The organism is Bacillus sp. CZDM1 (assembly GCF_055502545.1).
In genome coordinates this window covers 199,636-225,888 of sequence record NZ_JBUESO010000002.1, presented here as the reverse complement: position 1 = coordinate 225,888, position 26,253 = coordinate 199,636, and the positions used below count along the sequence as shown (strand labels likewise).

Here is a 26,253-nt window from a genome sequence, read left to right as displayed (position 1 = left end):
TTACCTATTTTAAATCTTCAAACTCTCTAGCGATTCTTTCGAAGGCTTCTTTTATCATCGGTCTAGGTGAAGGAATACAAATTCTTTGATGTTGCAAACCTTCATCACCGAACATTTTCCCATCCTCCAATAAGACATTTGCTTTGTTATAGATCCGGTCATGAACTTCGTCAGGTGAAATCCCATATGCACTAAAGTCCATCCACATGATGTAGGTTCCCTCTGGAATTCTCACCTTCACTTTTGGCATCTTTTCCGCTAAGAAATTTACTGCCCACTCCATTGTGCCATCAATATATTCTTTCAGCTGTTCTAACCAATCTTCTCCGTCATGGTAAACTGAGAGAAGCGCCGAAACGGTAAATGGTGAAGGTAAATGCATGCCCATTACCCCATTATAGGTTTTTCTCAATTCTGGGTTGGTGATAATGACATTCGTACAATGAAGTCCAGCCAAATTAAAGGTTTTGTTAATCGCTGTGAACGTAATGATATGATCTTTATACTCTGGAACTACTTTTGCGATTGGAGTAAAGGTTTGACCCTGTCGAATGATATCTCCATGAATTTCATCGGCTATAATCAATACATTATTTTCCACACAGATAGCAGCAAGTTTTCTAAGTTCATCTTCATTAAACACTCTTCCTGTTGGATTGTGTGGGTTACATAGAATAAACATTTTCGTCTTTTCATCTTTTACCTTTGCTTCGAAATCTTCAAAATCTATGGAATAATAACCTTCTTCATCCGCTATGAGTGCATTATTCAAAAGCGTTCTTCCATTGGCATTTATTGAAGAAGTAAAAGGAGGATATACAGGTCGTTGGATAATCACGCCGTCATCAGGCTGTGTAAACGCCCGAACTGCAACATTTAACGCATGAACGGTACCTGGACTATAAACGATTTCTTCCTTTTGAAACTCCCAATTATGTCTCTTTTTAAACCAGTGCTGTATGGCTTCAAAATACTCATCAGGAAATACAGAATAACCAAAAATTCGATGATCCACGGTTTTATGTAATGCGTCTATCAAGGGTTGGGGCACGGGTAAATCCATGTCAGCTGTAAACAATGGGATTGTGTCTTCATCATACCTTTCAGTAAGACCTATTTCTTTAATAATCTGACCGCCATCCCATTTTATGGAGTAGGTCCCTCTCCGATTTACAATCTCATCAAAGTTATATTTCACTTAGTATCTCCCTTTCATTTTCTTCCTAATTTTATTTTGTACATATCCAAATGGTAAACCATAAATGTTTTTATTTCCAATTTATTGCTGACTTCCTCGAAAATGCTCTTTTTCGATATAAACGACTTTAAAAGGGAATACTATTTGTATCTAATTAACACTGGGAGGATTCAGATTTGAGAACCAATCAGAATACATTATCCATTTTTGCCTTAGGCGGAATAAATGAAATTGGTAAGAACATGTATGTACTGGAATACGGTGACGATATTTTGGTGATTGATTGCGGGGGTAAATTTCCAGACGAGAGTTTAATGGGAATTGACTTAATTATCCCTGATATGACTTATTTAGAGGAAAATCAACATAAAATCCGCGCAATGATTGTGACTCATGGACATGAAGATCATATCGGCGGAATACCTTTCTTTTTAAAAAGATTAAAAGTACCGATTTATGCTACTCGATTTACACTTGGACTTATCGAATTAAAGTTGGAAGAGCATCGCCTGCTTCGGGATAGTGAGCTTGTAACGATCCATTCGGAATCCACTCTTGAATTTGGAGAAATCGGTGTTTCCTTTTTCAAAGTCAGTCATAGTATTCCTGATTGTCTTGGGATTGTTTTTCATACACCAGAAGGTAATGTCGTTCATACGGGTGACTTTAAATTCGATTTAACACCCTCAAATGACCAATATAGTGACATTCATAAAATGGCTCAGATTGGCCAACAAGGTGTGATCGCCTTAATATCCGAAAGTACCAATGCCGAACGGAAAGGTTTATCTCCTTCAGAGAAAATGGTCGCTGAGCATTTAGTGGAGGCATTTATGAAGGCAGAGGGAAAAATCATCCTCTCTACCTTCGCCTCTAACGTTAACCGTGTTCAACAAGTTGTGGAGGCAGCAATAAAGACGAATCGAAAGCTTGCCCTGCTTGGACGAAGTATGGTAAACGTGGTTGATGTTGCACTTGAACGCGGGTATTTAAATGTTCCGGATGGAATGCTGATCTCTGCAAATGAAATCGAACAATTCCCACCTGATAAGGTAGTAATTTTATGTACAGGAAGTCAAGGAGAACCCAATGCCGCACTTGCACGACTATCAACAGGAAATTATCGGGACGCAACGATTTACCCTGGGGACACCGTTATTCTAGCAGCTTCGCCTATTCCTGGTAACGAAAAGGGTGTTTCTCGAATCATTGACAACTTATTTCAATTGGGAGCTAAGGTCATTTATGGCTCTGGAAGTTCAACCGGTATGCATGTTTCGGGTCATGGCTACCAGGAAGACTTAAAGCTCATGCTTACTTTAATGAAGCCAACCTATTTTATCCCAATCCATGGTGAATATCGAATGCTCCATCATCACCGGCAGTTAGCCGAAGCGGTTGGGGTTGAAAAAGGGAATACATTTATCATTAAAAATGGTGATGTGGTTGATATTGAAAATTCAGTTGCTCGTCAGACTCGAAGTATTCCAGCTGGAGACACGTATGTAGATGGGATTAGTGTTGGCGATGTTGGGGAAATTGTCTTACGTGACCGCAGACAACTCTCTGAGGATGGAATGCTCGTTGTTGTCTTAACCATTAGCAAAACCGATCGGAAAATTATTCAGGGTCCGGATACGATTACACGTGGATTTGTCTATGTAAAGGAATCAGAGGATCTGATAAGAGAAATTAACCGCCTGGTTAAGAAAGTGATTCTTGAATTAGAAGCAGACAATATTCGCCAGTGGAATGTCATGAAGCAAAATATTAAAAAGTCGGTCGGTCAGTATTTATTCAAGCATACGAAGAGAAAGCCGATGATTCTCCCGATTATCCTTGAAATTTAATAAGCGTTTTTTAATAAAATGTCAGGCACTAAGTTTTGTGCCTGACATTTAAATTTTTGAGCATCGCAGATATATTTGATTTAACGCAGATATATTCTGTTTATCGCAGATATAATTTAATTAACGCATATATTTTCTGTTTAACGCAGATATAATCAGAATAACGAAAATTAATCTTGATTTCAGAACGAAATTATTTTACAGTTAAGCGAAATTGGCTATACTCCTAATAGAATTGGAGGAATATTATGTTTCGTTTTCTTAGATTAATTGCTATTTTATTTTTGATATATATTTCTTGGCCTTTTATAGCAAAACAGCTGGATAACTCCGAAATTCAAGCTGGTTTCGTGTCGTCATTAAAAGAAAATCTTGAAGTACCAGAAACCATTAGCATTTTATATGATGATATCCAGCAGATGTTAGAACAGCTTGGCTTTCAGCTAGGTGAAATGCAGCAGAAACAAGAAAAATCCAAGGAAAATCCGTTGGATAAAGTTGAGTTAACACCCCCTTCTGTACAAATCTTTTCTGTTCATAATGTCGAGCTTGGAAATGAAAAGACTGACATAGAGCATAATTTGGGCATAGCAAAACGGGTTTCACTTAATGAATACGGAACAAATTGGCATGCCTACCATGAAAATTACCAAGACTTTTTTATGATTATGTACGATGAAAAAAACAAAGCTGCCGGTCTTTTTACGAACCAGGATTTATTAGCTTCCACCAATGGAATCAAAATCGGCAGTTCGACAAAAGAAAGTGTTCGCAGCATTCTTGGCGAACCGATTACGAAAATTCAAAAGGGTATGGTCATTTATCAGCTCCAAGAGGATAATGACAATGATTTATTTTTATTGGATGATTCCTATGTGACCATTTTTTATGATAAACATGAGCAAGATACCGTCACAGCCATTCAAATCATTAGCAAAGCATTAGAAGAAAATAAAAAAGATTTTTATACGGAAGCAACTCCGACCTTAAAAGAAGGCTTTGAATATCAAATGTTTGATATTACCAATGCTGCACGTGTCAATCATCAGCTCCCTATTTTAACTTGGGATGAACATGTTAGAGAAACGGCTCGAGAACATAGTACAGATATGGCAGAAAATGATTATTTTGATCATAAAAATCTTGAGGGACAAACACCTTTTGATCGAATGAAAGAGGATGCAGTTGCTTTTCATACGGCTGGAGAAAATTTGGCTTATGGTCAATTAAGCAGTATTTTTGCCCATGAAGGACTCATGAATTCGCTGGGACATCGGGAAAATATTCTGCGCCAGGATTATGAGTACTTAGGCGTTGGTGTCGCTTTTAATGAAAAATCACAGCCTTATTACACGCAAAATTATTATGCTAAATAATACAAATGAAGTAGGGTAAAATAAACACGAGCAATTCCAGATTGCTCAAAAACTTCGTCGGGAGTGATGTATCATGGCTAGAAACAAACTAGTGGTTCCTGGTTCAGAGAACGTCCTGAATCAAATGAAGGAAGAAATCGCCAATGAGTTTGGAGTTCAACTTGGTGCTGATACGACCGCACGAGCAAACGGTTCAGTTGGAGGCGAAATGACGAAACGTCTTGTTGCCTACGCTGAACAATCATTACGAAATCAACAAGGTCAATAACCTATTGATTTCTATAAAAAGGCTGTCCGAGATACTCGGACAGCCTTTTTCTTACCCTCTCAAGATAGGAAGTGTGCAGCAACGGAAGGAACCACCGGATTTAATAATTTCTGTAATATCCACTTCAATCACTTCAAATCCTCGATCTCGCAGTTTTTCATTAACTTGTTTATTAACGGGTAAACTTAAAATTCTCTTGTTACCAATATTTAATACATTGGTTCCTAATGTAAATTGTTCTTCCTCTGTTACCTCAATTAATTCATAGCGGGATGAAAAAAGATCGATATCTTCCTTTGTCAGTGCTGGCGGATAAATCAGGGCCACTTCAGGAGATAGCACATTAAAAACACAATCCAAATGGAGATATTTTTCCTTGAACGGGATGGCTTTTACATCAAATTGATTTAGCAGACCTTGCAAATGTGCTACTGCTTCTTGATGGGTCCGATTACTTAAGCCAACGTAAATGGTTTTTCCATCAATGACTACATCGCCACCTTCAATTCTGTCCTCAGCCAAACTATAATAAGACATTTCCTCATCCTCTAACCATCGTTTTAATACAACTTCTTCACCAATTCGAACATCATGTGCCATCTTCGCGACAAAAATGGTTTGCCCTAACGTAAATCCGATATCTCGTGTAAACACTTGCTCCGGGTATTTTTTATGATAAGGTAATAAAATAACCTCGACACCATGTTCTTCTAATGTCCTTACGAATTCACGATGTTGTGCTAGTGCAGTTTTAATATGTATACCTTCATCCTCAAATTCCTTTTGTGTTTCATTGATGACTTCACGAATGGTCATATATTGTGGCGCACAAAGAATCACCCGCTTTAACACATCATACTCATTTGCACAGTAAGTCTTATGATTGATCTCTGGTGTTTCAGTCATTTCGTTACCTCCCAAAAAGATTAACTAAAACAAATTTACCCATTCTGTCATAGATTAATACTAAATTGATTTATTCAAAAAATGGTGGTGATGACTCTATGTTCGAAGTAAAGAAATCAAAGTATGGCAGAGGGATTTTTGCAACCCGTGATATAAAGAAGGGGGAACTAATCCATGAAGCACCTGTGATTGTTTCCCCTAAGGATGAGTATAAGTATTTGAAAAAAACGATCATGATTGAATACGTGTTCTGGTGGGGCGAAGAATATGAAGAATGTGCGTTAGCGTTAGGTTATGGTTCCCTATTTAATCACTCCTTCACCCCAAATGCTTTATACAAACTCAATTTAAAAAATCAGACTATTGATATATATGCCTATACCAATATTAAAAAAGGTGATGAAATTCTAATCAATTACAATGGAGATCCCGAGGATGATGAGCCAGTGTGGTTTGAGGTATTTTAATTTCCCACTCGTACGTATTCATTCTTTTACCAGCCTTCCTTACTAGAAAAATCATACCATTTACTACTTAAAAAACAAAAAAAGCATCCAATGTGGATGCTTTTTCAGCCTGTCGGTAACTTTATTTTATCCATAATAGATGATAAATAGTTTCGGACAGATCCTTTATTAATACTTTGAGAGGATTTCTGTGAGAGTGGATCAGCTTCACCGATATCCTCGTCCATGAGTTCTTTAGAATAAATTCGCTTCCCATCCATAATACTCCGAATAGATAAAGCTAACTCCTCGCTAGGATTGTCTTTAAGTAGATAGCCTCGTACATCCGCTTTCAATGCACGTTGAAAATAACCTGGTCTAGCAAAGGTTGTAAGAATAATCACCTTACAGCCATCGACCTGTAAAGACTCTGCAGCCTCTAGTCCACTCTTTTCAGGCATTTCTATATCCATAATACAAATATCCGGCTGTAATTGGTTCACAAGCATCATTGCCTCTGCCCCATTGACTGCACTACCAACAACTTCGATATCATCTTCAAGATTCAGCAGATTCCGCATGGCCTCTAAAAGCAGCTCCTGATCTTCTGCAATTACAATTCGAATCATTATCTATCTCTCCCTCATCGAGCAGCTGCTAGTCATGCAGGAGACTCTCCTCTACGTCCGGAGAGTCAGCCATGTTGAGTAACCTTAAAGTTCAGGTTTTGCTTGAACAGAAATACGTTTCTCAGCTAAAGCTTTAACGTCCTTGAAGGCTACAAAGTTCTTCGCCTTTTCATCCCATAAACGGAAACGAAGTGACTTTAAGCTTGTTACAAGTGAAATCGTTGGTACGTTTTGTAATGGAGTCGTCTCATTATGAGCCTCTTCTAGTTTATAATTCGGAACCCTTGGGCTTAAGTGGTGAACATGGTGGAAACCAATATTACCTGTTAAAAATTGCAGAAGTTTTGGAAGCTTATAAAAAGAACTTCCTTCTACCGCGGCCTTAACATATTCCCAGTCTTTATCTTCTTCAAAGTAAGAATCCTCAAAAGTATGCTGCACATAAAATAACCAAATACCAGCTGAACCAGAAATCATGAAAATAGTACCTTGTACAAGTAGAAATGACTGCCAGCCAATTGCCCAAGAAAGCAAGGCAATCAAAGCAACAAGAATCACATTTGTTAAATACGTGTTCATTCGTTCTTTCTTACGAGCACCTTTTCTGTTGAAACGATTCTTAAGCATGAATACATAAATTGGTCCTAACCCAAACATAACAAGTGGATTACGATAAAAACGATACGCTATACGTAATTTAAGCGGTGCTGCCAAATATTCATCAACAGTTAGTGTCCAAATATCCCCTGTACCACGCTTATCCAAGTTACCACTCGTTGCATGATGAACGGAATGTTCGTGTCCCCATTGATCAAATGGGAATAATGTTAAAACTCCCATTGCGGTACCAACTGCTCGATTTGCAGTTCTGTTTTTAAAAAATGAATGATGGGTACAATCGTGAAATATGATAAAAATTCGTACTAAGAATCCTGCTGCAAGCACAATTGGTACTAATGCTAACCAATAAGAAACAGCTAAGCTTTGATATGCAAGAAACCATAATAGAATAAACGGTCCAACCGTGTTTATGATTTGCCAGATACTTTCTTTTGTTGTTGATTTTTCAAATGGAGCAACCTGTTTTCGTAAATTCTTCGTATTTTGTTGTACAGACATTTTTTTAATTCCCTTCGGTTTGTGTCGTTAAACCAAGTATAGGGAAATAAAATCATTACGGTAAGTACCAGGTGTCATGTGCAGAGTATGACAAATGTCACATAAGGTTGTCTATTGCCCCAAAATTTCAAATCTGTGCTATAATAAAATAACAATGTTTTAATCAACTAACGCAGTGGTGTAAGGAATGAGGCTACTGTTTAGAACAAAAGGGTGCTAATAAATGAAAAATCAAATTGATACAATTTATATTTTAGAAAATCCCGAAAAGAGTATTATTAAATTTGCAACTGGCTACCAGCTTAAATATGATGACATCATAAAAGATGTTTTTGGGGTTGCCTGCCTTAATGATTTACAAATGATGATCCAGTTTAACAAGCCTTTCCAGGATAGCATCTGTAACAGTAAAAGTATTAACTTAAAGGAGCTCTCCCTAAAACAAGTTATTCGGATTGCTTCGAGAAATGAACTCCTTCAATTAAGAGAACAATTGATGGAGCAGCTGGGAGATTTACCGATACCTCGTCCTTTTGATACAACCATACAACTCCAAGAAGGTATTTTTCACTGGGATGAAACCAATTCTCTATACATTTCAGAAAAACTTGGCGCCTAACTTAAGTAACCCCATAGGGTTGCTTTTTCTATTGTCCTTTTTATTAATTATTATGGCAGGTGGTAAATTTCGTGTCTTCAAAGAACAAAGCAATCATTATTGGCGGGGGTATTTCCGGAAAATTAGCCGCACGTGTGCTGTCGGATATTTATAAAGTAGTGGTCATTTTGGAACGTGATCTAGTGCAAGCAGGACCTTCGCCAAGGAAAGGTGCTCCACAAGGCGAACATTTACATGCCCTTCTACATGCTGGTGAATATGGACTAGAGGAGTTATTACCTGGTATAACCGAAGATTTCCATCGTACTGGGGCTGTTAAAATCAACTCAACCATTGATCTCGCATGGTTTCACCATGGTGCTTGGAAGGTTCGCTATGACGGCGGGTACAGCACCACACTACAGACGCGGCCGCATTTAGAATGGCATATTGAACAATATATAAAAAGAATTCCTAATGTTGTTTTTTCTTACAATCAAGTGGTCGAGGATTTTTTATATAATGAAGAACTAAATCAAATTATCGGTGTTCAACTAAAAGATGAATCAATAATAGCTGATCTTGTGGTCGATGCCAGTGGGGTTAGAAGTCTTTCTTCGAACTGGTTAGGTAAACACGGGTTCGGTATTCCTGAGGAAAAAGTTGAAATCAACTTAAGCTATGTGAGTAAACAATTTGGGCTATCTGAAAATCAAGTCAGGGACTGGAAGATTAAAATGGTATACCCTAACCCGCCTCAAGAAAAAATAGGTGGAACCATTTCAAAGGTAGAGGGAAATCGTTATATTGTTACTCTTATGGGCTACCATAACTCAGTAAATGATAAAAAAGTATTAAGAGATGATAGCGGCTTTATAGAAATGGTCAAAAAACTGCCTAGACTAGATATCTATCAAGAAATAGAAAATGCCACTCCCTTAACCAAAACATCACTCTACCGTATCCCGAATATCAAATGGAGACGATTTGATAAGGTAGAAAATTCACCAAATGGATTAGTGCAGATTGGTGATACGGTTTGCAGAATAGATCCCGTTTTTGGTCAAGGAATGAGTATTGCCATATTAGAAGCACTTGCGCTGCAAAAACTGTTACAGAAGCATGAAGGGGAACTACATAAAGTTCCAGCGGCGTTTCACAAAAGTGCTGCGAAAATCATTTCCCCTATTTGGAATATGGTCATTACAGAAGATTTCCGATATCCTGCGACGAAAGGTAAAAAGCCATTTGGTCTTTCTTTACAGCAATGGTATGCAAAAAATATCTTTCTTTTATCCTTACAGAATCAAGAAATTTACAACTCGTTTGTCAAAGTAATGAATCTAGTTCGACCGATAACTTCTTTAATGAAGCCAGGTATCATTAAAAGTGTATTGATATTTGCTTTTTCAAGGTCCCGTAAATCTTAAATACCAATGACAAAAAAGCCGTCCTCCATATTCAGAGAACGGCTTTTAAAAACATAGCCAGGACACGAATTACTCTTTTTAAATAACAAAGAGGTTACTTTTTCAATAAGTACTTTCAATGGATTTAATGGAGTCATATAGTTTTTTGTTTATAGGGGTTGGTACTCGATGTTTTTGCCCCATCTCCAATACTGCTCCCGCAAATAAAGCCACCTCGCTATAACGACGCGCTTCCAAATCCTGCGCCATGGAAGGTTTCCCCTCTGGGCTTAAAGTAGCTAACACACTTAACCAATAATTCAGGTCTGCCTCACTAAGATTAATCCCCTCGTATTCAGATAAGGTAATTACCTCTCTCATTGCAGCGATCATGGTTTCCCTCGCTTCGCCTTCACGTTGAACTTCACCATAATTGCTTTTATAAACAGCGACGGTTTGATTGACTCCAACATTCAGCATAAATTTTCCCCATAGCCGCTTATTCATATTGGTGTCAATTTCATATGGAAAATCAATTTTATCAAAAAAAGCCGCAACAGTCTTAACCTTTTCAGATATCATTCCAGGCTTCTGATCACCATAGCAAAGCATTCCTAAATGGTCGTATGTAAGTTTATTTCCTACCTTTACCGCATCCATTCCTTGGGCCACACTATAAAGGATCCTATCCAAACCATATACTTGACCAATGATCCCTTCACTAGTAATGCCATTTAAGGCGGATAAAATGATCGTGTCCTTTCCTATATGGTGTTGGACAGCTTGGATAGCATCATGTAAGCCCTCATATTTTACTGTGAAGATCAGTAAATCTGCTGGTTCACAGGGTTCTTCGGGAGTTACATAGTGGAAGTCACAAAGTTCACCATTACAATATACATGTTCTTCTTTATATTTATCGATTCGCTTACGGTCGGCAATAATTCTTACATCTTCCTTCGGCATTCTCTTGGCGAAATGGCTCCCAAATAAGATTCCTAATGCTCCTAATCCGATAATAGATACTTTTTTTATTTCCATCTTTTAAGTCCTCTCCGCTTTTTTATTCATTTTATCATGAAAATTGTAGTGGATAATAATGATTCGTTTTTCATTTATTATCGCTATAATAGGAATATATAAAATTCGTAATGAGGGATAAACCGTGGATAACGAAAAGAACGACCCAAAACATACAGAAGACGATATCGACTGGGATACCTTTTTTAATCCTGATGATAAGCAGGAATGGGAAAAAGAGAAACTTCAAAAGAAGAAACGGAAAAAGTTTATGGTAAAAATCGTTAGTTCCCTGCTCGTGCTAGCGCTTTTGATAAGCGGCTTAGAGGTGTGGGTTAATATATTTAACCTCCCTGCTATCAACTTTGTTAAAGTGTCAAATCAATTATCAAAGCATCCTGAAGTGAAAGAATATAAGAAATCCGTTGTGACGATTGAATGGGATGGAACAAAAGGAACGGGTTTTACGGTCACAGCTGATGGATTAATTGTTACCAATGAACACGTTGTTGACCGCACAAATAGAGTAAATGTCCATTTCAAATCAGGAGATTCATATAGTGGCAAGGTAGTCGCGAAACACCCCGAAATAGATGTTGCTATTATAGAAATTGACGCAGAAAACCTCCCTTTTCTTCCACTAGCTATCAACACGGATTGGGAAAGATGGGTTGGCGAGGAAATCATCTTTATCGGAAATCCGTTAGCCTTTACCCAAATTGCCAATCAAGGTACAATCATAGGAAAAGCTCACTTAACCGACTGGGATGTACCGGTTATGATGATTGAAGCTCCTATTTATAAGGGGAATAGCGGAAGTCCGATACTTAATCAAAATGGTGAAGTCGTTGGAGTGATTTTTGCCACCTTGCAAAATCCTGAAATAGAGACAAAAGAAATTGTTGGAGTCGCCATTCCCTCATACCACATAAAGAAAATCGTAGATCAGTTATCAGAATAATGACCAGCAGCTAATTGTAGTTCATATATATTTTGGGATACATTTAATAAAGTCAAAGACTACCGATTCCTTCCTGCTCTAGAAAAAATCTTTATTCGAAACCTATTATATTTACCTTCTTTTCGTTCTATGGCGTGGACAAAGCTGCTTACGACCATTAATTCAGCTAAAAATCCAACTGAAATTGCAATCGCGCCGATTGCTCCATTCCATTGAGCTGCAAAATTCACGCCAATGATTAACGCAACCACTGTAACGATAAAATTGGCAGACTGAGAATAAATCGTTACTTTTGTTTGCTTATATATCATCAGTAAACCGTTAAAGAAATCTACAAATGGAAACACAAGCGCCATTAACATTGTAACCTGGAGCACTTGTAAACTTGCATCCAATAGTCTCCCGTTCACCCCAATCACATGCTCTAAAAATAGTCCTCCCAGCGGGGTAAAGGATAATATCCCAACCAATAAAAAAGGGATAAAACCAACCACTAGTAAAAATTTTTTTACAATGGCGTTATGGTCTCCATAAAAATTGATGACAATTTGATGGATATAGGTGAAAAAACTTAAAATTAATTGAGTCACACTCAAGGCGATGGCGTAACTAGCGATTGCCAGTTCAATATCAATTGTTTTCCCTAAAGAAATATTAATTGCCGGACCAATCATAACGACAATCACGGAAGAAAACATAAGTGGACTATAAAATTTAAAAATACTTCTCTTCGACTCTATTTGTTGTTCGTGTTTTTCAGGCATTTTACCTATTAACTTCCTAGCTTCAATGAAACTGATGATACATTCAATGATCATCCCTAATAAAAAGATAATCGCACCTGATTTTCCTGTAATTTGACCACTCTGAATAAAATACAGTGACAACAAATACATCGCAGCAAGTCTTATGACCATTCCAATCGTTAACCATTTCGTTTGTCGGTTATAAATAATAATTCCCTGTGCTAAACAACGAAGTGCAGAAAATATTGTAACAAATATGAGTACTTGATAAATCCCCTTAATATCGTCCACCATATTCGCTTTAGCTCCAAAGATTTTCGCAAATATAAAATCTCCTGCCGGAGTATAGGCAACTGAAATGGCCACTAACATTAAACTAATGATGAGGTAAAAAGCAAAATGAGACATTAATTTATACGAATCTTTATCTCTCACCAATGAAGAACAAGTTTGACGAAGTAAATTTCCCAGCCGTTCCGTAATGACAAACAGACTCATGGCAATTGCATAACTAGCTAAAATAAATTCAGAATTTTCTGCTCTAACTAATGTACTGTTGATTATAATATGGGATATCGTAACAAGACTGGCTGACAATCCTAAAGGAATAAAGAAAATAAACAAGGATTTCATACTCAGGTTTTCATCTGTTTTTTTCATTTTCTCCAACACCTTTTAGTTAGAATATCTTCCTAAATTTATTTCGATACTCTAAATTTATTCCAATTTATTATAACTCTTCTGGTTACTTGGGTATACTCAATTTTTAGAAAAACAAAAAAACACCGTCAATCACTCTTCGGATGCCGGTGTTAAAAAAATCAATTGTCACTTTCGAGTAATGGAATTTTCACCTCTACACCTAAACGTGTAAGGAGTTTCGCGAGAGTTTCTAGTCCGGATTTAGGATTGATTTTGGTTTCAAGGTAATAGGTAGTCTCTGTTCGTTTAGATTGATAGGTATGCACTTGGGTAAATGGTCTATTATCTTTATGAATGGGTTTAAGCGCTACAGCAAAGCGTTTACCATTATCCGTTGCCCCAAGGACTACACCTTCTTCTACTAGTTGATGAAGAGGAAGATGGTGATCTTCAATCCAGTTTAAACCTTCTTTCCATAGTGCAGGTACACTTTCACCACGAATAACCGTGTTCCCTTTTCCAAGCTTAACATTGATATACAAGAATTCCCACTTTTTATTGCTTGTCCGAACAGACTCCTCCACCTCTAGTGTTAAGGTTTTTTCATTTACTTTTTTCTTCAGTTGCTCAAATAGCTTTTCAACGGTACCAATACCAACATTTTCGTATTTTGCAAGAATCACAAGTTCCTTTGGAAGCTGCCCGACACTTTCAATTTGATCATCGTTTAATTGTCTTAATAAGCTCGGAATCCCAGTGAATTCTGTTGGTGTAAGCAGAACCTTTGAAAGTTCCTCCGTAACCACGATATGGTCAGCCTTGTAAAAGAAAAACAGTTCCCCCGATCGTTCAAGTGAAAGCTTCCTTCTGATTTTTTCTTCCTCAATAAAGGTCTTTAACTCCTCAAAGAGTATTTCATCATTCTTTTCACTGTAGCGTTTTACATGTTTGTGAAGACCAGCCAGATTACTTGGCAGCTCACTCATAATCCGTGCTTGTTGCTCTGCTCCTAGTCTTATTAGGAAGGTTTCGGATTTTTCAAATCTTTGCGGAAGTAAGAAAGCATCCCGAAGAAAGTATGGAACCTCTAGTTGTCTGCCATTAAACGATAGCGTACGAATAGGGGTGAATCCTGGATTTACCTCTTCACTTATTGCGAGAGGCGTTTCCACACTTACCGCCGCTTCTGCAAGAGCAGGCTCAGTGGTGAGTTTTTGAACAGAATGAGAAAGAAGCTCTTCAAGTGACTTGAGTCGAATTTCTAGCTCAGACATATCATATCTATTTTCCATATGAGGAGATGGATCTTGATAATCTGGAACTGTAATATCTACTGGACCATACACCTCTACATACCATTTAACGATTTTGTATAATGCCTCCCATGATAACAGCGCCTCGGAAAAACGGAACATTCTCGAATTATGGGCAGCTTGATTTCCACTTTGCCTAATTAAATGCAATGCATCTTGTACTTCTTTCATTAGATACCCTTTATCGCTCAGCATATCAAGGTGATCTTTTAAATTACCACGAGGATCAATAGGCAATTGTTCCACATTAATAACCTGCTGCAAAATATTTTCCACAAAGACACGAGCATGTGTCAGCATGGTTCTTGGGCTTGAAAAAATACTATTTTCTAATTCTCTTGCAACTAGAGCTAGTTCTTTGGAAATAGGCTCAATAAATTGATAAAAATAGGATTGATGTTCCATATGATGGCTCCTTCGTACATATAATAGATTAATTTTATCATATAGAAGCATACTTGGAATATACTAGCAGATTCACCTATTAAGAAAAGCCGTCTCAACTAGAGAGCGGCTTAATTATTGACATATTAATTTGTAAAAACGGTCGCAATGATTTGGTCGTAGGACATGTCGCTATTGACTGTATATGAACCTGGTCGTAAAGCGTTCTGCAGCCCCCTGGCTTCAATATCCTGAGTGAATTTGAAAGCGTCTGGAATTAATTTTGCTTGAAAGAGTGCGTTAGCGACATCGATACTAGTCATCCCATCTGCAACATTAACTACGACTTGGATTACAGCCTTTTCTTTTGTATCAGCTGGTTTTGTTTCAGTACTCTTCGCAGCCTGCAACGTCTTTTCAAGTTCTTCCTTTGTTTGTACGACATAACCTTCAGATTCAAGTTTATCCTTCATCTGTGACGCAGTTAGTTGAACTTTTTCTGAGGATTTAGCAGATACTTTTTGTGTGGTCTGATCATCAGTGAAGTAAACAATACCACAAATCGTTGTAGTAATAAGGATTCCTGCTGCAAAGCTGCTCAATAAGTTAATTCGCATTGGCAACTAGTCCCCCTTCATCCTTTATTTTCAGATAAGGTGATAGCAGCTGTTCAATTTCAGTTTCCGGTACTTCTTTTTTCTCAGCGATGCTTTCTATCGAGTAATTACGTCTATATAAGTCTATTACTTCACGCATAAAAAGCTTTTCATCTGCAGAAAGTTGAATTCCAGATTCTTTTATGACCACTTCTATGTCTAGCTCGATATCTCGGATTGAGTCTTGAATGCTATTGATTTCTTTCATTATGGATACATGTACTAAATCAATTTGCTTTTTCTCTACCTTGGAGTCACGATATGACTTAACTAATGAAAAACCCAGCAATATTGCAGAAAGCAGAAATAATCCAAATAAAGTCCATTCCATCAAAATATTACCTCCTTGTTTTTTAATAGAACAACACAAGAATCTATTATACATCCAAAATAAATAAATTTCGATTTTATTCTACAAAATACATCAAAAGTCTGAGTCAATTGTCAAAAAGAGGAGAATAAGGAATTCATTTGTTTTATTTTTTTGTAGAAGATGGGACAAAAAAAAGCACCCACAAACTGGGCACTTATTGAATAAGGACTATGTAATTCTTAGATAGATGGTGCTTCCATTCCCATGAGGCTCCATTCTTCTCTTGAAGGACCATAAATTCCAGGAACCTGTAAACCTGCTTGACGCATAAGGACCGTCATTTGACCGCGATGGTGAACGATATGCTTGATGAGCATATTAAGCATTACGGCTCTTGGCAGTTCCATTCCAAATACGTTTTTCATTTCGCTTAACGATTGATCTGTCCATTGCTTTCCAATTGCCTCACCCGTGTTAGCACTAACATTTCGGAATGTCTCTGCAATTTCCCTAGCCGAGGTTGGAATATTGTTTTCGTCTTTTACCGCTTCAACGGTTACACCAAACTCAATAAGCATTCCTGGTGTACTTGAAACAATATGCCAAGCGATTGCACCTAATGTGCGGTCGTCTGCTGAAACTTTTTGTTGAAGCGACTCATCTGTCAAGGCATCTAACACCTTTTGAGTTGAAGCTGCTTCTTGATTCCATTCATCGATAAAATGTGAGATTGAAGTATACATGCCATTTCCTCCATTGCGATTTGTTTTTTTAATACAATAGAATAATATACCATTTCTGCTAATAAAACAAAATTCACCGTAAAAGATAGGGTTTTGTATTGACATTACATCTTATGAAATTATTTAATTTAAGGATTTTACCAATCGGCACAGTACACCATATAGTGGGTTTCAAAATTGAAGTTTTTGAGGAGATTTTCAAGAATGGCTTTGGTCCGGTCTACTTCCCAGTAATAGTACTCATCATAAGAGGTACTTCCGAAAAATGGACCTGTCCTTGTGGGTAATTCATTATGTGGTGTTTTTCTTTTCAATAAAACGTTTACGCATGAAGTATATAAATCCTGCAGGTTTTCCTTTGACACTTCATAGGAACACATATCATCTTTTCCATTTGGACAGTTTCTACAAACCAATGATGAATTTGATTTGCTTTTCGCCATGTAGCAATCTCAGCTCTTATACACCGCCAGGAAAAGTCTAATTCCTCAAAGTGCTTAATGTAATCCTTTATCTTCTCGTAGATGGCGCCCTTTTCTACTTCTAGCTCACTTAGATGGATATCAGCTGAACGAATTTCAGCCAAATTCATACCTTCAATCCTTGGAAAAGAATATAAATGCATATCAAGTCCCATTATTACCCTCCTAAAAATTTAGATTTTTAAATAGAAATCTTCAACAGAGCAGCTATACGTTTTTTTGGTGATCACCTCCTAAATATTAGGTTGATCAAGAAAGGTTTTAAGAGAACAAAACAAGGTAGGAATTGAGCTATCAATTTACTTAAATTTGCAGGAAATCAGAATGAAGATATTAAGAGGAGTATTTGAAGATTACTGAATAATAACAGAAGTATAGCATGATAAGATTAAGACGGATATAACATAATTAACAATTCACAAAACTGTAACAATTCAGTGTTTAAATTAAGATTAATTCATATTCACAAACACCCCTCCATATAAATCCTACTCCTTTTACTTATTTCATTTCATTTGAAAACTTAAAAATACTCAAAAAACCTTGAAACAATGATTTACTTCACATACAAGTCATTCTCAATAAATTAGAATATTCTTTAAAAATAGAAATCAGGTGAAGGAATGTCATTAGTAAAAGAATTTTCAGATGTAGAAGTATTATTAAACTCTTTCAGCTCACTTGGGGTGGACTGTTTCTTTGGCAGTGATGGCCAAGAATTTATGGTCTCGAAAGACTCCAATGTCCGATATTATCAGATGATGCATGAGCAGGCTGCCGTTCATGCTGCTGATGGCTACGCACGAGCAACAGGTAGACCCGGAGTGGCCCTGCTGACATCTGCTTTTGGAGTAACCAATGGAATTACGGGGATCGCAACCGCCTTTAGTGACTCTGTACCGGTTGTCATAATAGTAGGTCAAATTAAGCAAGACTCGCTAAATAAAGAAGCGCTTCAGGAAATAAATATTTCAGGGCTTACAATGGCAATCACAAAGCACTCTTTTAAAATTAACGTAAATGGTTTTAACGAAGTTCTGATGAAAGCACTAACGATAGCAGCTGATGGCAGACCAGGTCCTGTTTTAATTGAACTCACCACAGATACTGATGTAAAGGATCTTCCAACCCAGCGTCATAGTCCAACAAAAGTCAACCAGATCAACTTAGATAAATCAATTAAAGCCGCAAAAGATTTAATTGAAAGTGCCAGAAAACCTGTTCTCTTTATCGGTGGCGGTGTTATTGCTTCGGGAGCAGCCCATGAATTAAGGGAGTTTGTAGAGCGGTCTCGAATCCCTGTTGTAAGTTCCCTGTTGGGAATAGGATCAATGCAAGCAGGAAACCCATTATATTTGGGAATGTTAGGGATGCATGGAACATTCGCTGCCAATAAAGCCGTGCACCATGCCGACCTTTTAATTTGTATTGGAGTTCGTTTCAGTGACCGTGTGACGGGGAGAATTAGCGGTTTTTCACCAAAGTCTAAGAAGATTCATGTCGATATAGACCCGGCTGAAATCAATAAGATTATAACTGTAGATCTACCAATTGTCAGTGACGCCAAAGAGTTCATATTAAATATAAAACATCCTTTAGATTATCAACAAATTAACAGAAATGTTGAAATCTGGACAAACGAAGTGGTTGAATGGAAACGCACAGTCCCTCGATTTGATAAATCAAACAGTCTGCTTAAACCCCAGACAGTAATCCGACTCTTAAGTGACGATTCCAATCAGGATACCGTAGTAGTTACGGATGTCGGTCAGCATCAAATATGGACGGCTCATCATTATGCATTTACTCAGCCAAGAACACTTATTACATCTGGCGGTTTAGGAACGATGGGCTACGGACTGCCGGCAGCCATTGGAGCAGCTGCAGCTAATCCTGGAAAAACCGTAATTTGTGTCTCTGGTGATGGCAGCTTTCAAATGAACCTGCAGGAATTGATTACGATAGTGAAATACCAACTTCCAATTAAAATTGCGATTCTAAATAATGGCTACCTAGGCATGGTTCGTCAATGGCAGGAACTGTTTTATCAGGGACGATATTCAGCAGTCAAAATGATTTCTCCTGAATTTGCCCAACTCGCCCAAGCCTATGGTGTAGAAGGTTTTAAAGCCATGACTGAGGAAGAAGCTCGGGAGATTATTGCGAAGGGCTTTCAGCGTACCGGACCTGTTCTCATGGAGTTTAATATAATAGAAGAAGAAAACGTCTATCCGATGGTACCTCCAAATCAAAACAACCATCAAACCATCCTATCTCGCTAATAAAAAACGCCAACCCTTATGTATAAAAGGTTTGGCGTTTTTCTATGGTAATCATGAATGTACAATCCAACTGTCCGCCTGAGGTGGACAGTGTCCACGGTGGGTGACAGGCACCAAATTATTAGGATTTTAAGTTAGCAAATATGCCAGTCGCTTTGGCGACTAGTTCATTATTGTCGTTGAAGATATAACAGTCGAGGTGATTAAGGGTTCTTCCCTTTTTTATCATGTGTGCATCTGCAGTGAGGTAGTCTCCTTTTGCTCCTTTTAGATATGTTGTTTTTAGATCGACTGTTACTACGGATTGGAGATTGATATCATCTTCTTCAAAGATATTACATGTATTACCCATTGCTAAGTCTGCCAATAAACTAATAATTCCACCCTGTACATACCCAACTGTATTTAATAGTAATGGCTGAACAGGCAAGATTACCTTTAAGTTGCTATCACTAATTTTTTCGTATTTACATTTGAGCAAATGATCAAATGGATTTTTTATATACTGTGTTTCCAGCTTCCTCACCCCAAATATATAATAAAAAAACAGGTCGAATTCACAAAGATAGAATTCGACCTTCCTTTAACTGTGCACCACAGGCGTACAAATCAGGTGATTTGTCCACGAGCGGTGACAGGCACCCAAAAAAACAAGCGAATTTTTAATAATCGTAGAATCCGCGGCTGGTTTTTCTGCCGTAGTGTCCTGCCCGAACTAGTTTACGTAGTAAGGTGGCTGGGCGGTATTTGGAGTCGGCTGTTTCTTGATAGAGTGTGTCTAACACCATGAGCATGACGTCGAGCCCGATCATGTCGGCGAGTGCTAGTGGTCCGATTGGGTGATTTGCTCCTAATTTCATACCAAGGTCGATGTCTTCCTTGGTTGCTACTCCTTCTTGAAGGACGAAAATCGCTTCGTTTATCATTGGCGCTAAGATACGATTTACTGCAAACAATGGAGCTTCATTCACTGTTATTGATTTTTTCCCAAAGCTTTCACACAAATCTTTGGCGATCATATAGGTTTCATCCGAAGTATCATTGCCACGGATAATTTCGACTAGTTCCATAAGCGGTACTGGGTTAAAAAAGTGAGTCCCGATGACCCGTTCTGCCCGTTTAGTTGCAGATGCCATCTCCGTAATACTTAATCCTGATGTATTGGAGCAAAAGATTGTTTCAGGTTTGCAAATTTGATCAATATTTTTATACAACTCTTTCTTTTTCTCCATATTCTCGATAATAACCTCAAAAACTAGATCTGCATCATTCAAATCTTCTAATCTAGTAGTTGCAGTAAACCGATTTAATATGGTTTCTACAGATTCATCCAGCTTCTCCTTTGAGGAAAGCTTCTCTAAGCTCTTTCTGATAACTCCCATTCCTCTAGTTAAAAAATCCTCTTGAATATCCGTTAAAATAACTTGGAAACCTGCGCAAGCTGCTACCTGAACGATACCAGATCCCATGCTTCCGGCCCCAATTACACCGATGGTTTTAATAGACATGTTATAACCTCCAAAAGTTTTTCCAAAAAATTATACCCATTTAAATTCAGGTATCCGTTTTTCTAAAAATGCATTCACACCTTCTTGCATATCATCACTTGCAATCAAGTGGGCTTGAACCATGGTTTCTTGTTCTAAAAATGCCTCCCAAGGGAGCTGTACCGAATGGTTCAACATTTTCTTCACATATCGATTACTTAATGGCGGTCCCTTCAAGATTACCTGGGCAAATTCACTTGCTCCCTGAAGTAAATCACCTTCAACTACTTTATTAACAATCCCCCACGTCTTTGCCTCTTCAACACCTAAAATCTTCCCGGAAATAATCCATTCCTTGGCAATGGCAGTAGGCACACGTTCGGATAATAGCTTAATTAAACCTAAATCTGGAATCACTCCAATATTCACAAAGCTTAAACCAAACCTCGCAGAGGAGTCCGCAACGATAAAATCTGAAGCGAGTGCTATGCTAAATCCTGCTCCTGCCGCATATCCATGAACAGCAGAAATCACATATTTCTCCATATTTAAAATCACACGGGTTACATTTATCGCATTTTCTAAATAAGCAGCAATTTCGCTTTGCTTTGTAAACTGCTGCATCGTTTCTAAATCACCCCCAGCACAATAGGATTTTCCTTCACCTGATAGGACTATTACCTTCACCTCGGGATTTTTATCTAAACTTAGTAGTGCTTCTGTTAGATCCTCTACCAAATCAACAGATAAAGAATTTAACTTTTGAGGTCGATTGAGAAAAATAGAACCAATTCCATTCTCAATTTTTACGATTATAGGTTGAGCCATTGTTATTTCTCCTCAATAATATTTATTTTCCATGAAATTGTGGCTTCTCCTTCGCTAAGAAAGCTCGCGCACCTTCCTTTTGATCTTCGGTGGAACAAAGGCTTTTAAATTGGACAGCCTCAAGTTCTAAAGCCTCATCCATCGGTAAATCTAGACCCTTTGTAATCGCCTTTTTGGCAGCTTTAATAGCCAGTGGTCCCTTCTTTTGAATCTTCGCTGAAAGAGTATGTGCTTGACTTAGTGCTTCGCCTGCTGGAACGAGAATATCAACCAAACCAATTCGGTATGCTTCACTTGCGTCGATGTTATCTCCGGTAAAAATAAGCTCTTTCGCCTTTCCTGCTCCTACTAATCTTGGTAAGCGCTGAGTCCCTCCATATCCTGGAATAATTCCTAAATTCACCTCCGGCTGTCCAAATACCGCTTTGTCACCTGCAACCCGAATATCACATGCCATCGCTAATTCACAGCCAGCTCCAAGAGTGAACCCCTCAATCGCAGCTATCACCGGCACTTCAAAATTTTCAATCATATTAAAGATTTGATGTCCTGATTTCACAAGTTCATATCCTACTTCAGGAGTCATCTCAATAAACTGCTTGATATCAGCTCCGGCCACGAACGCTTTGTTACCGCCACCGGTTAAAATTACGGTTTGAACATCAGAATTCTCCCTAACCATTTCCAAAGTCTGAGCAAGCTCCTCCATAATCTGTGCACTAAGTGCATTCACTGGCGGATTTTCAATCGAAATAACAGCCGTTTTATTTTCAACATATAATTTTACAAAGAGTGTCTTTAACAAAGCTTTACCTCCTATATTCTATTAAAAAATGAACTCTATTAACTGAACAGACCAGTCTTGTCAAACTCTTCGATTTCCTCTTGAGAGTAGCCGAGATTTTTCATCACCGCTACAGTATTCGCCTCTGATAGTGGGATACCAGCGTGACGATACTGAGGAATAGACTCAGAAAATTTAATTGGATTGCCAATCTGTTTTATTATTGTCCCATTTGGTCCAGGTACTTCAACCACCATTCCTCGCTCTTCAACAAGTGGTCCCTCTAATACTTCACCTAGTGAAAGAACCGGCTCAACACAGGCATCAGCAGCACTAAATAATTCCATCCACTCATCTAACGTCTTCGTCTTTAAAATCTCACTAATCTCCTTTTTGATTTGAGCCACATTTTCTGGCTCCACTCCTCCAGCAGCCAATTCAAGTCTGCCAAGGGTTTTACAAAAGGCCTTGAAAAATTGTGGCTCAACTCCGCCAAAACTGATGTATCTGCCATCCTGGGTTTCATAGTAATCATAAAGGGAACCCCCATTAAGAAGATTTTCCTCCATCCCAATATCTTTTCCATTTACTAGATAACTAGCACCTTGCATAAACGAATTAAACGCAATCATGCCATCTGTCATCGAAACATCGATATGCTGACCATTCCCTGTTCGCTCTCGATAGATGACGGCCGAAAGAATTCCAATAATGGCATTGTTAGAGCCGGAAGCAATATCGGCTACTTGTATTCCAATCAACGGAGGTCCTGATTCTCTCTTTCCTGAATAAGAAGCAACACCTGACATGGCTATGTAGTTAATGTCATGACCTGCACGATCCCTCATAGGTCCTGTCTGACCGTATCCTGTTAATGAGCAATATATTAATCTAGGATTTACTTTTTTTAGACTCTCGTAATCGAGGTTCAGTTTCGACATCACACCTGGGCGGAATTGTTCGATGATAATATCGTACTCTCCTATAAGTTGGTGAATCACATCTACTGTGCGAGGGTCCTTTAGGTTGAGGGTCATGACCTCTTTGTTCCTGCTCAATTGTGCTGATACAGCTGACAGCTCTGTTCCAGGCAGAAAAGGCGGTAAAAAATCGACTACATCTGGTCGCGTTCCCGATTTTATCCTAAGGACCTCCGCTCCCAAATCTGCCAAACACATGGTGGCATATGGTCCTGGAACCAATGTACTAAAATCTAATATTTTTAAACCTTCAAGTGCTCCAACCATTTTTTTCTCCTTTCCATGGTCCCTGTATTTTGTTTACTTCGCAGGCAGCTGTGCTGCACCGTCTAGCATAATCGTTGTTCCATTTAGATAAGGATTCTCAACAATATGTCTAACCGTCGCTGCATATTCAGATGGTTTGCCGAGCCTTTTTGGGAAAGGAATATGCTGCGAGACCTCCTGTTTAAAACTTTCAGGCATTCCACTAGACATTTGCGTATCGAAAAGACCTGGTGAAATCGCAACGATCCTCATTCCATAATCCCCAATCTCCCGTGCAATCGGAAGCGTCATTCCCACTACACCAGCTTTTGACGCACTATACGCAGCCTGTCCGAGCTGACCGCCAAAGGCAGCCGCAGAAGCAGTATTAACAATAATGCCTCTTTCACCGTTTTCATCAGGTTCATTCCTTAGCATTTCTTGGACTGCATACCGAACCACATTCATCGTACCGATTAAATTTACCTGTATTACCTTATTAAACTTATCCATTGGAAAAAGTCCCTTTTTAGAGTGGACCTTTGCGCCAAAAATAAGTCCGGCACAATTAACCGCAACATGAATCCCACCAAAAGTATTTGAGATTTTTTCTACAGCTTCACGTACAGAATTTTCATCGCTCACATCAGTCTTGCAGAAAACAACGGATTCACCTAGTTCACGTGCAAGATTCTCTCCGCGGTCTTCATTCATATCTAAAATTCCGACCTTTGCACCTTGTTCGACAAACAACCTTGTACAAGACTCACCAAGTCCCGAAGCACCGCCGGTAATAATAAACACACGATTTTCGATTTTCATTTTTATCTCTCCTTAATAGCCCTTAAATTCAGGTTTACGTTTTTCTGCAAACGCTTTTAGTCCTTCTGCTAAGTCATAGGAGCGGACATGCTGCCTTAAATGAAGCATTTCATGGCGTAATGCTGCGTCCTGAGTTTGATCAATCGATGCGTTGGCTACCTCCTTCATCCGGCGGAGCACCAATGGACTTTTTGCAGCAAGTTTCTCCACAAAAGACTCAACTTTCTCAACAAGCTGTCCGTCTGCAACTACCTTATTAACCAAACCAAATCTCTCCATTTCTGCAGCCGATAGAAAATCACCGCTAAAAAGAAGATATTTAGCTCGATTAAGCCCGATTTTCTTTGGTAAAACCGCAGCTCCACCCGCACCTGGAAATACGCCAAAGTTAGAATGAGCATCACCAATTTTGGCACTTTCTGATGCATATACGATGTCACAGCACATGACAAGTTCCAGACCTCCTGCAAGTGCTAACCCATTAATTGCAGCAATGACAGGTTTTGGCATTTTACGAATAAGTCCGCAAACCTCATCGAACATATCAAGAAAATCCTTCGTACCAGGTTCCGAATTATTTAAAGAGGAAAGGACATTTTTAAGATCAGCTCCAGCGCAAAAGGCAGAACCTTTTCCAGTTAGGACAACAGCCTTAACACTACTATCAGCTTCGCATTCTTTTAACACTCTATCTAACTCACCCAACATGGTGGAAGATACCGAATTCATATTCTTTGGACTATCTAAAATAATCCAAGCGCCGGCACCGCGACGCTCAAATTGAATATTTTGGTATTGCATGATTTTCTCCTTTCGAAAAAAGTTATATCAGTTTTTGTTTAATTGATAATTCTGAACGGAGCAAGTACCGCAATCTTTAGCTGGTGCCCGAGCATTATCTAAATCTTGTTCCTCTTCTACCTTTTTCCGAATCCCTGTTGCAAAGTCGTTTGCAAATAACGCAGCACCCAAAGCTCCAATAATCTGGGGTTCATCAGGAATAAAAATAGACTCACCTAAGGATTTTTCTAAAGCATGAACCAATCCAATATTTTTGGCTCCTCCACCCGTCATCATCACTGGCTTCTGCAATCCAACACGCCCAACTAATCCTTTCATTCTCCCTGAAATCGCCTTATGCATACCTGAAAGAATGTCTACGGTTGTGTGACCTTCTGCTACTAAGGAAATAACTTCTGATTCAGCGAATGTTGTACACATCGAGCTGATTTTAATATCCGCATCTGATTGCATCGACAACGGTCCAATTTCAGTCAATTCAACGTCCAGCGCTCTCGCAAGAACTTCGAGGAATTGACCGGTCCCAGCTGCACATTTGTCGTTCATCGCAAAATTTTTAACATTTCCTGACGGATCGACCGCGATTACCTTACTGTCCTGACCACCAATATCTATGACTGTTTTTACTTCTGGATAAAGATAGTTGGCTCCCTTAGCGTGACAGCTAATTTCTGTAAGATTCTTACCGGCAATTTCTAACCTTTTCCGTCCATAACCCGTGCTAACGGTATAAGCGATATCATCAAGGACCAATCCTGCCTTTTCCAAAGCTTCATCAATTGCCATCATAACGGCTTTTTGACTTACAAAGCCCAATTGTTTAACGCTATGGGAAACAATCTGTCTGTTTCCATCAATTATTACAGCTTTTCCTGTTAAGGATCCGCTATCTACACCCATTGTATAAAAGGAAGAACCATCACTTTTCGATGTCATCAAACTCTCTCCTTTATCATTCTGTTTT

Annotated in this window: 27 protein-coding genes; 8 read left to right on the top strand and 19 right to left on the bottom strand. The window is 38.5% G+C overall.

Annotation, left to right across the window (positions count from 1 at the left end; translation table 11 throughout):
* Positions 1 to 4 precede the first annotated feature (4 nt).
* A complete protein-coding gene (locus ACY3XC_RS05610) occupies positions 5 to 1,198 on the bottom strand; it encodes a MalY/PatB family protein (RefSeq protein ID WP_464867650.1) in 1,194 nt (397 codons plus the stop codon).
* 242 nt (positions 1,199 to 1,440) lie between these two features.
* Here ACY3XC_RS05610 and ACY3XC_RS05605 point away from each other — a divergent pair, with 242 nt between their 5' ends.
* From ACY3XC_RS05605 to ACY3XC_RS05595, 3 genes are all read left to right on the top strand, one after another.
* Positions 1,441 to 3,048 carry a ribonuclease J gene (locus ACY3XC_RS05605; protein ID WP_464868037.1) on the top strand — a complete coding sequence of 536 codons (1,608 nt, stop codon included), beginning with the start codon at positions 1,441 to 1,443 and terminating at the stop codon, positions 3,046 to 3,048.
* A 248-nt stretch (positions 3,049 to 3,296) separates the two neighbouring features.
* A complete protein-coding gene (locus ACY3XC_RS05600) occupies positions 3,297 to 4,424 on the top strand; it encodes a CAP domain-containing protein (protein ID WP_464867649.1) in 1,128 nt (375 codons plus the stop codon).
* 73 nt (positions 4,425 to 4,497) lie between these two features.
* Positions 4,498 to 4,692: an alpha/beta-type small acid-soluble spore protein gene (locus ACY3XC_RS05595; RefSeq protein ID WP_095246793.1), complete on the top strand. Its 195-nt coding sequence runs from the start codon at positions 4,498 to 4,500 to the stop codon at positions 4,690 to 4,692.
* Between the two features lie 51 nt (positions 4,693 to 4,743).
* On the opposite strand, the gene ACY3XC_RS05590 is transcribed toward ACY3XC_RS05595, so the two are convergent.
* Positions 4,744 to 5,598, bottom strand: a complete 855-nt coding sequence (locus ACY3XC_RS05590; RefSeq protein WP_464867648.1) for a dimethylarginine dimethylaminohydrolase family protein — start codon at positions 5,596 to 5,598, stop codon at positions 4,744 to 4,746.
* A gap of 98 nt (positions 5,599 to 5,696) precedes the next feature.
* Between ACY3XC_RS05590 and ACY3XC_RS05585 the strand changes: the two genes are divergently transcribed.
* Positions 5,697 to 6,065 (top strand): SET domain-containing protein, encoded by a 369-nt coding sequence (locus ACY3XC_RS05585; RefSeq protein ID WP_464867647.1) that lies wholly within the window; start codon positions 5,697 to 5,699, stop codon positions 6,063 to 6,065.
* Positions 6,066 to 6,169: 104 nt separating this feature from the next.
* On the opposite strand, the gene ACY3XC_RS05580 is transcribed toward ACY3XC_RS05585, so the two are convergent.
* Positions 6,170 to 6,673: a response regulator gene (locus ACY3XC_RS05580; RefSeq protein ID WP_464867646.1), complete on the bottom strand. Its 504-nt coding sequence runs from the start codon at positions 6,671 to 6,673 to the stop codon at positions 6,170 to 6,172.
* Between the two features lie 84 nt (positions 6,674 to 6,757).
* Entirely contained in the window at positions 6,758 to 7,792 is a 1,035-nt protein-coding gene (gene desA, locus ACY3XC_RS05575; RefSeq protein ID WP_464867645.1) for a Delta(5) desaturase DesA, read from the bottom strand.
* Positions 7,793 to 8,015: 223 nt separating this feature from the next.
* Between desA and ACY3XC_RS05570 the strand changes: the two genes are divergently transcribed.
* Together ACY3XC_RS05570 and ACY3XC_RS05565 are read left to right on the top strand one after the other, a co-directional pair.
* Positions 8,016 to 8,411, top strand: a complete 396-nt coding sequence (locus ACY3XC_RS05570; RefSeq protein ID WP_464867644.1) for a hypothetical protein — start codon at positions 8,016 to 8,018, stop codon at positions 8,409 to 8,411.
* A gap of 71 nt (positions 8,412 to 8,482) precedes the next feature.
* Positions 8,483 to 9,820, top strand: a complete 1,338-nt coding sequence (locus ACY3XC_RS05565; protein WP_464867643.1) for an NAD(P)/FAD-dependent oxidoreductase — start codon at positions 8,483 to 8,485, stop codon at positions 9,818 to 9,820.
* Positions 9,821 to 9,922: 102 nt separating this feature from the next.
* On the opposite strand, the gene ACY3XC_RS05560 is transcribed toward ACY3XC_RS05565, so the two are convergent.
* Positions 9,923 to 10,840, bottom strand: a complete 918-nt coding sequence (locus ACY3XC_RS05560; RefSeq protein ID WP_464867642.1) for a ketopantoate reductase family protein — start codon at positions 10,838 to 10,840, stop codon at positions 9,923 to 9,925.
* A gap of 124 nt (positions 10,841 to 10,964) precedes the next feature.
* Here ACY3XC_RS05560 and ACY3XC_RS05555 point away from each other — a divergent pair, with 124 nt between their 5' ends.
* Positions 10,965 to 11,780, top strand: a complete 816-nt coding sequence (locus ACY3XC_RS05555) for a S1C family serine protease (protein ID WP_464867641.1) — start codon at positions 10,965 to 10,967, stop codon at positions 11,778 to 11,780.
* A 59-nt stretch (positions 11,781 to 11,839) separates the two neighbouring features.
* Here ACY3XC_RS05555 and ACY3XC_RS05550 read toward each other — a convergent pair whose 3' ends face one another.
* The 6 genes from ACY3XC_RS05550 to ACY3XC_RS05525 all read right to left on the bottom strand — a co-directional run bounded on the left by ACY3XC_RS05550 (position 11,840) and on the right by ACY3XC_RS05525 (position 17,214).
* Positions 11,840 to 13,186, bottom strand: a complete 1,347-nt coding sequence (locus tag ACY3XC_RS05550; protein WP_464867640.1) for a multi antimicrobial extrusion protein MatE — start codon at positions 13,184 to 13,186, stop codon at positions 11,840 to 11,842.
* Positions 13,187 to 13,347: 161 nt separating this feature from the next.
* Positions 13,348 to 14,886 carry a DUF4145 domain-containing protein gene (locus ACY3XC_RS05545; protein ID WP_464867639.1) on the bottom strand — a complete coding sequence of 513 codons (1,539 nt, stop codon included), beginning with the start codon at positions 14,884 to 14,886 and terminating at the stop codon, positions 13,348 to 13,350.
* Between the two features lie 125 nt (positions 14,887 to 15,011).
* Entirely contained in the window at positions 15,012 to 15,482 is a 471-nt protein-coding gene (locus ACY3XC_RS05540; protein WP_464867638.1) for an aminodeoxychorismate lyase, read from the bottom strand.
* Positions 15,472 to 15,852, bottom strand: a complete 381-nt coding sequence (locus tag ACY3XC_RS05535; protein WP_464868036.1) for a hypothetical protein — start codon at positions 15,850 to 15,852, stop codon at positions 15,472 to 15,474. The genes ACY3XC_RS05540 and ACY3XC_RS05535 overlap by 11 nt, the downstream gene beginning before the upstream one ends.
* A gap of 221 nt (positions 15,853 to 16,073) precedes the next feature.
* Positions 16,074 to 16,577, bottom strand: coding sequence for a DinB family protein (locus ACY3XC_RS05530; RefSeq protein WP_179161296.1), 504 nt, complete (start codon positions 16,575 to 16,577; stop codon positions 16,074 to 16,076).
* A gap of 322 nt (positions 16,578 to 16,899) precedes the next feature.
* Positions 16,900 to 17,214 (bottom strand): hypothetical protein, encoded by a 315-nt coding sequence (locus tag ACY3XC_RS05525; protein ID WP_464867637.1) that lies wholly within the window; start codon positions 17,212 to 17,214, stop codon positions 16,900 to 16,902.
* Positions 17,215 to 17,682: 468 nt separating this feature from the next.
* Between ACY3XC_RS05525 and ilvB the strand changes: the two genes are divergently transcribed.
* Positions 17,683 to 19,341, top strand: a complete 1,659-nt coding sequence (gene ilvB, locus ACY3XC_RS05520) for a biosynthetic-type acetolactate synthase large subunit (protein WP_464867636.1) — start codon at positions 17,683 to 17,685, stop codon at positions 19,339 to 19,341.
* A gap of 121 nt (positions 19,342 to 19,462) precedes the next feature.
* Here the strand turns inward: ilvB and ACY3XC_RS05515 are convergent, their stop codons facing one another.
* The 8 genes from ACY3XC_RS05515 to ACY3XC_RS05480 all read right to left on the bottom strand — a co-directional run bounded on the left by ACY3XC_RS05515 (position 19,463) and on the right by ACY3XC_RS05480 (position 26,225).
* Positions 19,463 to 19,867: a PaaI family thioesterase gene (locus ACY3XC_RS05515; RefSeq protein WP_464867635.1), complete on the bottom strand. Its 405-nt coding sequence runs from the start codon at positions 19,865 to 19,867 to the stop codon at positions 19,463 to 19,465.
* A 136-nt stretch (positions 19,868 to 20,003) separates the two neighbouring features.
* On the bottom strand, positions 20,004 to 20,849 hold the full coding sequence (locus ACY3XC_RS05510) for a 3-hydroxybutyryl-CoA dehydrogenase (RefSeq protein ID WP_464867634.1): 846 nt from the start codon (positions 20,847 to 20,849) through the stop codon (positions 20,004 to 20,006).
* Positions 20,850 to 20,879: 30 nt separating this feature from the next.
* Complete coding sequence (locus tag ACY3XC_RS05505) at positions 20,880 to 21,656, bottom strand: enoyl-CoA hydratase/isomerase family protein (protein ID WP_464867633.1); 777 nt, start codon at positions 21,654 to 21,656, stop codon at positions 20,880 to 20,882.
* Positions 21,657 to 21,678: 22 nt separating this feature from the next.
* Entirely contained in the window at positions 21,679 to 22,461 is a 783-nt protein-coding gene (locus tag ACY3XC_RS05500) for an enoyl-CoA hydratase/isomerase family protein (protein WP_464867632.1), read from the bottom strand.
* 38 nt (positions 22,462 to 22,499) lie between these two features.
* Positions 22,500 to 23,687, bottom strand: coding sequence for a CaiB/BaiF CoA transferase family protein (locus tag ACY3XC_RS05495; RefSeq protein WP_464867631.1), 1,188 nt, complete (start codon positions 23,685 to 23,687; stop codon positions 22,500 to 22,502).
* 33 nt (positions 23,688 to 23,720) lie between these two features.
* Complete coding sequence (locus tag ACY3XC_RS05490) at positions 23,721 to 24,488, bottom strand: SDR family NAD(P)-dependent oxidoreductase (RefSeq protein WP_464867630.1); 768 nt, start codon at positions 24,486 to 24,488, stop codon at positions 23,721 to 23,723.
* 12 nt (positions 24,489 to 24,500) lie between these two features.
* Positions 24,501 to 25,289: an enoyl-CoA hydratase/isomerase family protein gene (locus tag ACY3XC_RS05485; protein WP_464867629.1), complete on the bottom strand. Its 789-nt coding sequence runs from the start codon at positions 25,287 to 25,289 to the stop codon at positions 24,501 to 24,503.
* A gap of 27 nt (positions 25,290 to 25,316) precedes the next feature.
* Positions 25,317 to 26,225 (bottom strand): acyl-CoA dehydratase activase, encoded by a 909-nt coding sequence (locus ACY3XC_RS05480; protein ID WP_464867628.1) that lies wholly within the window; start codon positions 26,223 to 26,225, stop codon positions 25,317 to 25,319.
* Positions 26,226 to 26,253: the final 28 nt, after the last annotated feature.

Coding starts and splice junctions, on each gene's coding strand:
- ilvB (WP_464867636.1), top strand. CDS start 17,683: ATGTCATTAGTAAAAGAATTTTCAGATGTAGAAGTATTATTAAACTCT.
- desA (WP_464867645.1), bottom strand. CDS start 7,792: ATGTCTGTACAACAAAATACGAAGAATTTACGAAAACAGGTTGCTCCA.
- ACY3XC_RS05550 (WP_464867640.1), bottom strand. CDS start 13,186: ATGAAAAAAACAGATGAAAACCTGAGTATGAAATCCTTGTTTATTTTC.
- ACY3XC_RS05600 (WP_464867649.1), top strand. CDS start 3,297: ATGTTTCGTTTTCTTAGATTAATTGCTATTTTATTTTTGATATATATT.
- ACY3XC_RS05490 (WP_464867630.1), bottom strand. CDS start 24,488: ATGAAAATCGAAAATCGTGTGTTTATTATTACCGGCGGTGCTTCGGGA.
- ACY3XC_RS05480 (WP_464867628.1), bottom strand. CDS start 26,225: ATGACATCGAAAAGTGATGGTTCTTCCTTTTATACAATGGGTGTAGAT.
- ACY3XC_RS05485 (WP_464867629.1), bottom strand. CDS start 25,289: ATGCAATACCAAAATATTCAATTTGAGCGTCGCGGTGCCGGCGCTTGG.
- ACY3XC_RS05590 (WP_464867648.1), bottom strand. CDS start 5,598: ATGACTGAAACACCAGAGATCAATCATAAGACTTACTGTGCAAATGAG.
- ACY3XC_RS05495 (WP_464867631.1), bottom strand. CDS start 23,687: ATGGTTGGAGCACTTGAAGGTTTAAAAATATTAGATTTTAGTACATTG.
- ACY3XC_RS05540 (WP_464867638.1), bottom strand. CDS start 15,482: ATGCGAATTAACTTATTGAGCAGCTTTGCAGCAGGAATCCTTATTACT.
- ACY3XC_RS05505 (WP_464867633.1), bottom strand. CDS start 21,656: ATGGCTCAACCTATAATCGTAAAAATTGAGAATGGAATTGGTTCTATT.
- ACY3XC_RS05535 (WP_464868036.1), bottom strand. CDS start 15,852: ATGGAATGGACTTTATTTGGATTATTTCTGCTTTCTGCAATATTGCTG.
- ACY3XC_RS05530 (WP_179161296.1), bottom strand. CDS start 16,577: ATGTATACTTCAATCTCACATTTTATCGATGAATGGAATCAAGAAGCA.
- ACY3XC_RS05570 (WP_464867644.1), top strand. CDS start 8,016: ATGAAAAATCAAATTGATACAATTTATATTTTAGAAAATCCCGAAAAG.
- ACY3XC_RS05560 (WP_464867642.1), bottom strand. CDS start 10,840: ATGGAAATAAAAAAAGTATCTATTATCGGATTAGGAGCATTAGGAATC.
- ACY3XC_RS05585 (WP_464867647.1), top strand. CDS start 5,697: ATGTTCGAAGTAAAGAAATCAAAGTATGGCAGAGGGATTTTTGCAACC.
- ACY3XC_RS05545 (WP_464867639.1), bottom strand. CDS start 14,886: ATGGAACATCAATCCTATTTTTATCAATTTATTGAGCCTATTTCCAAA.
- ACY3XC_RS05605 (WP_464868037.1), top strand. CDS start 1,441: ATGTATGTACTGGAATACGGTGACGATATTTTGGTGATTGATTGCGGG.
- ACY3XC_RS05595 (WP_095246793.1), top strand. CDS start 4,498: ATGGCTAGAAACAAACTAGTGGTTCCTGGTTCAGAGAACGTCCTGAAT.
- ACY3XC_RS05525 (WP_464867637.1), bottom strand. CDS start 17,214: ATGGGACTTGATATGCATTTATATTCTTTTCCAAGGATTGAAGGTATG.
- ACY3XC_RS05580 (WP_464867646.1), bottom strand. CDS start 6,673: ATGATTCGAATTGTAATTGCAGAAGATCAGGAGCTGCTTTTAGAGGCC.
- ACY3XC_RS05510 (WP_464867634.1), bottom strand. CDS start 20,849: ATGTCTATTAAAACCATCGGTGTAATTGGGGCCGGAAGCATGGGATCT.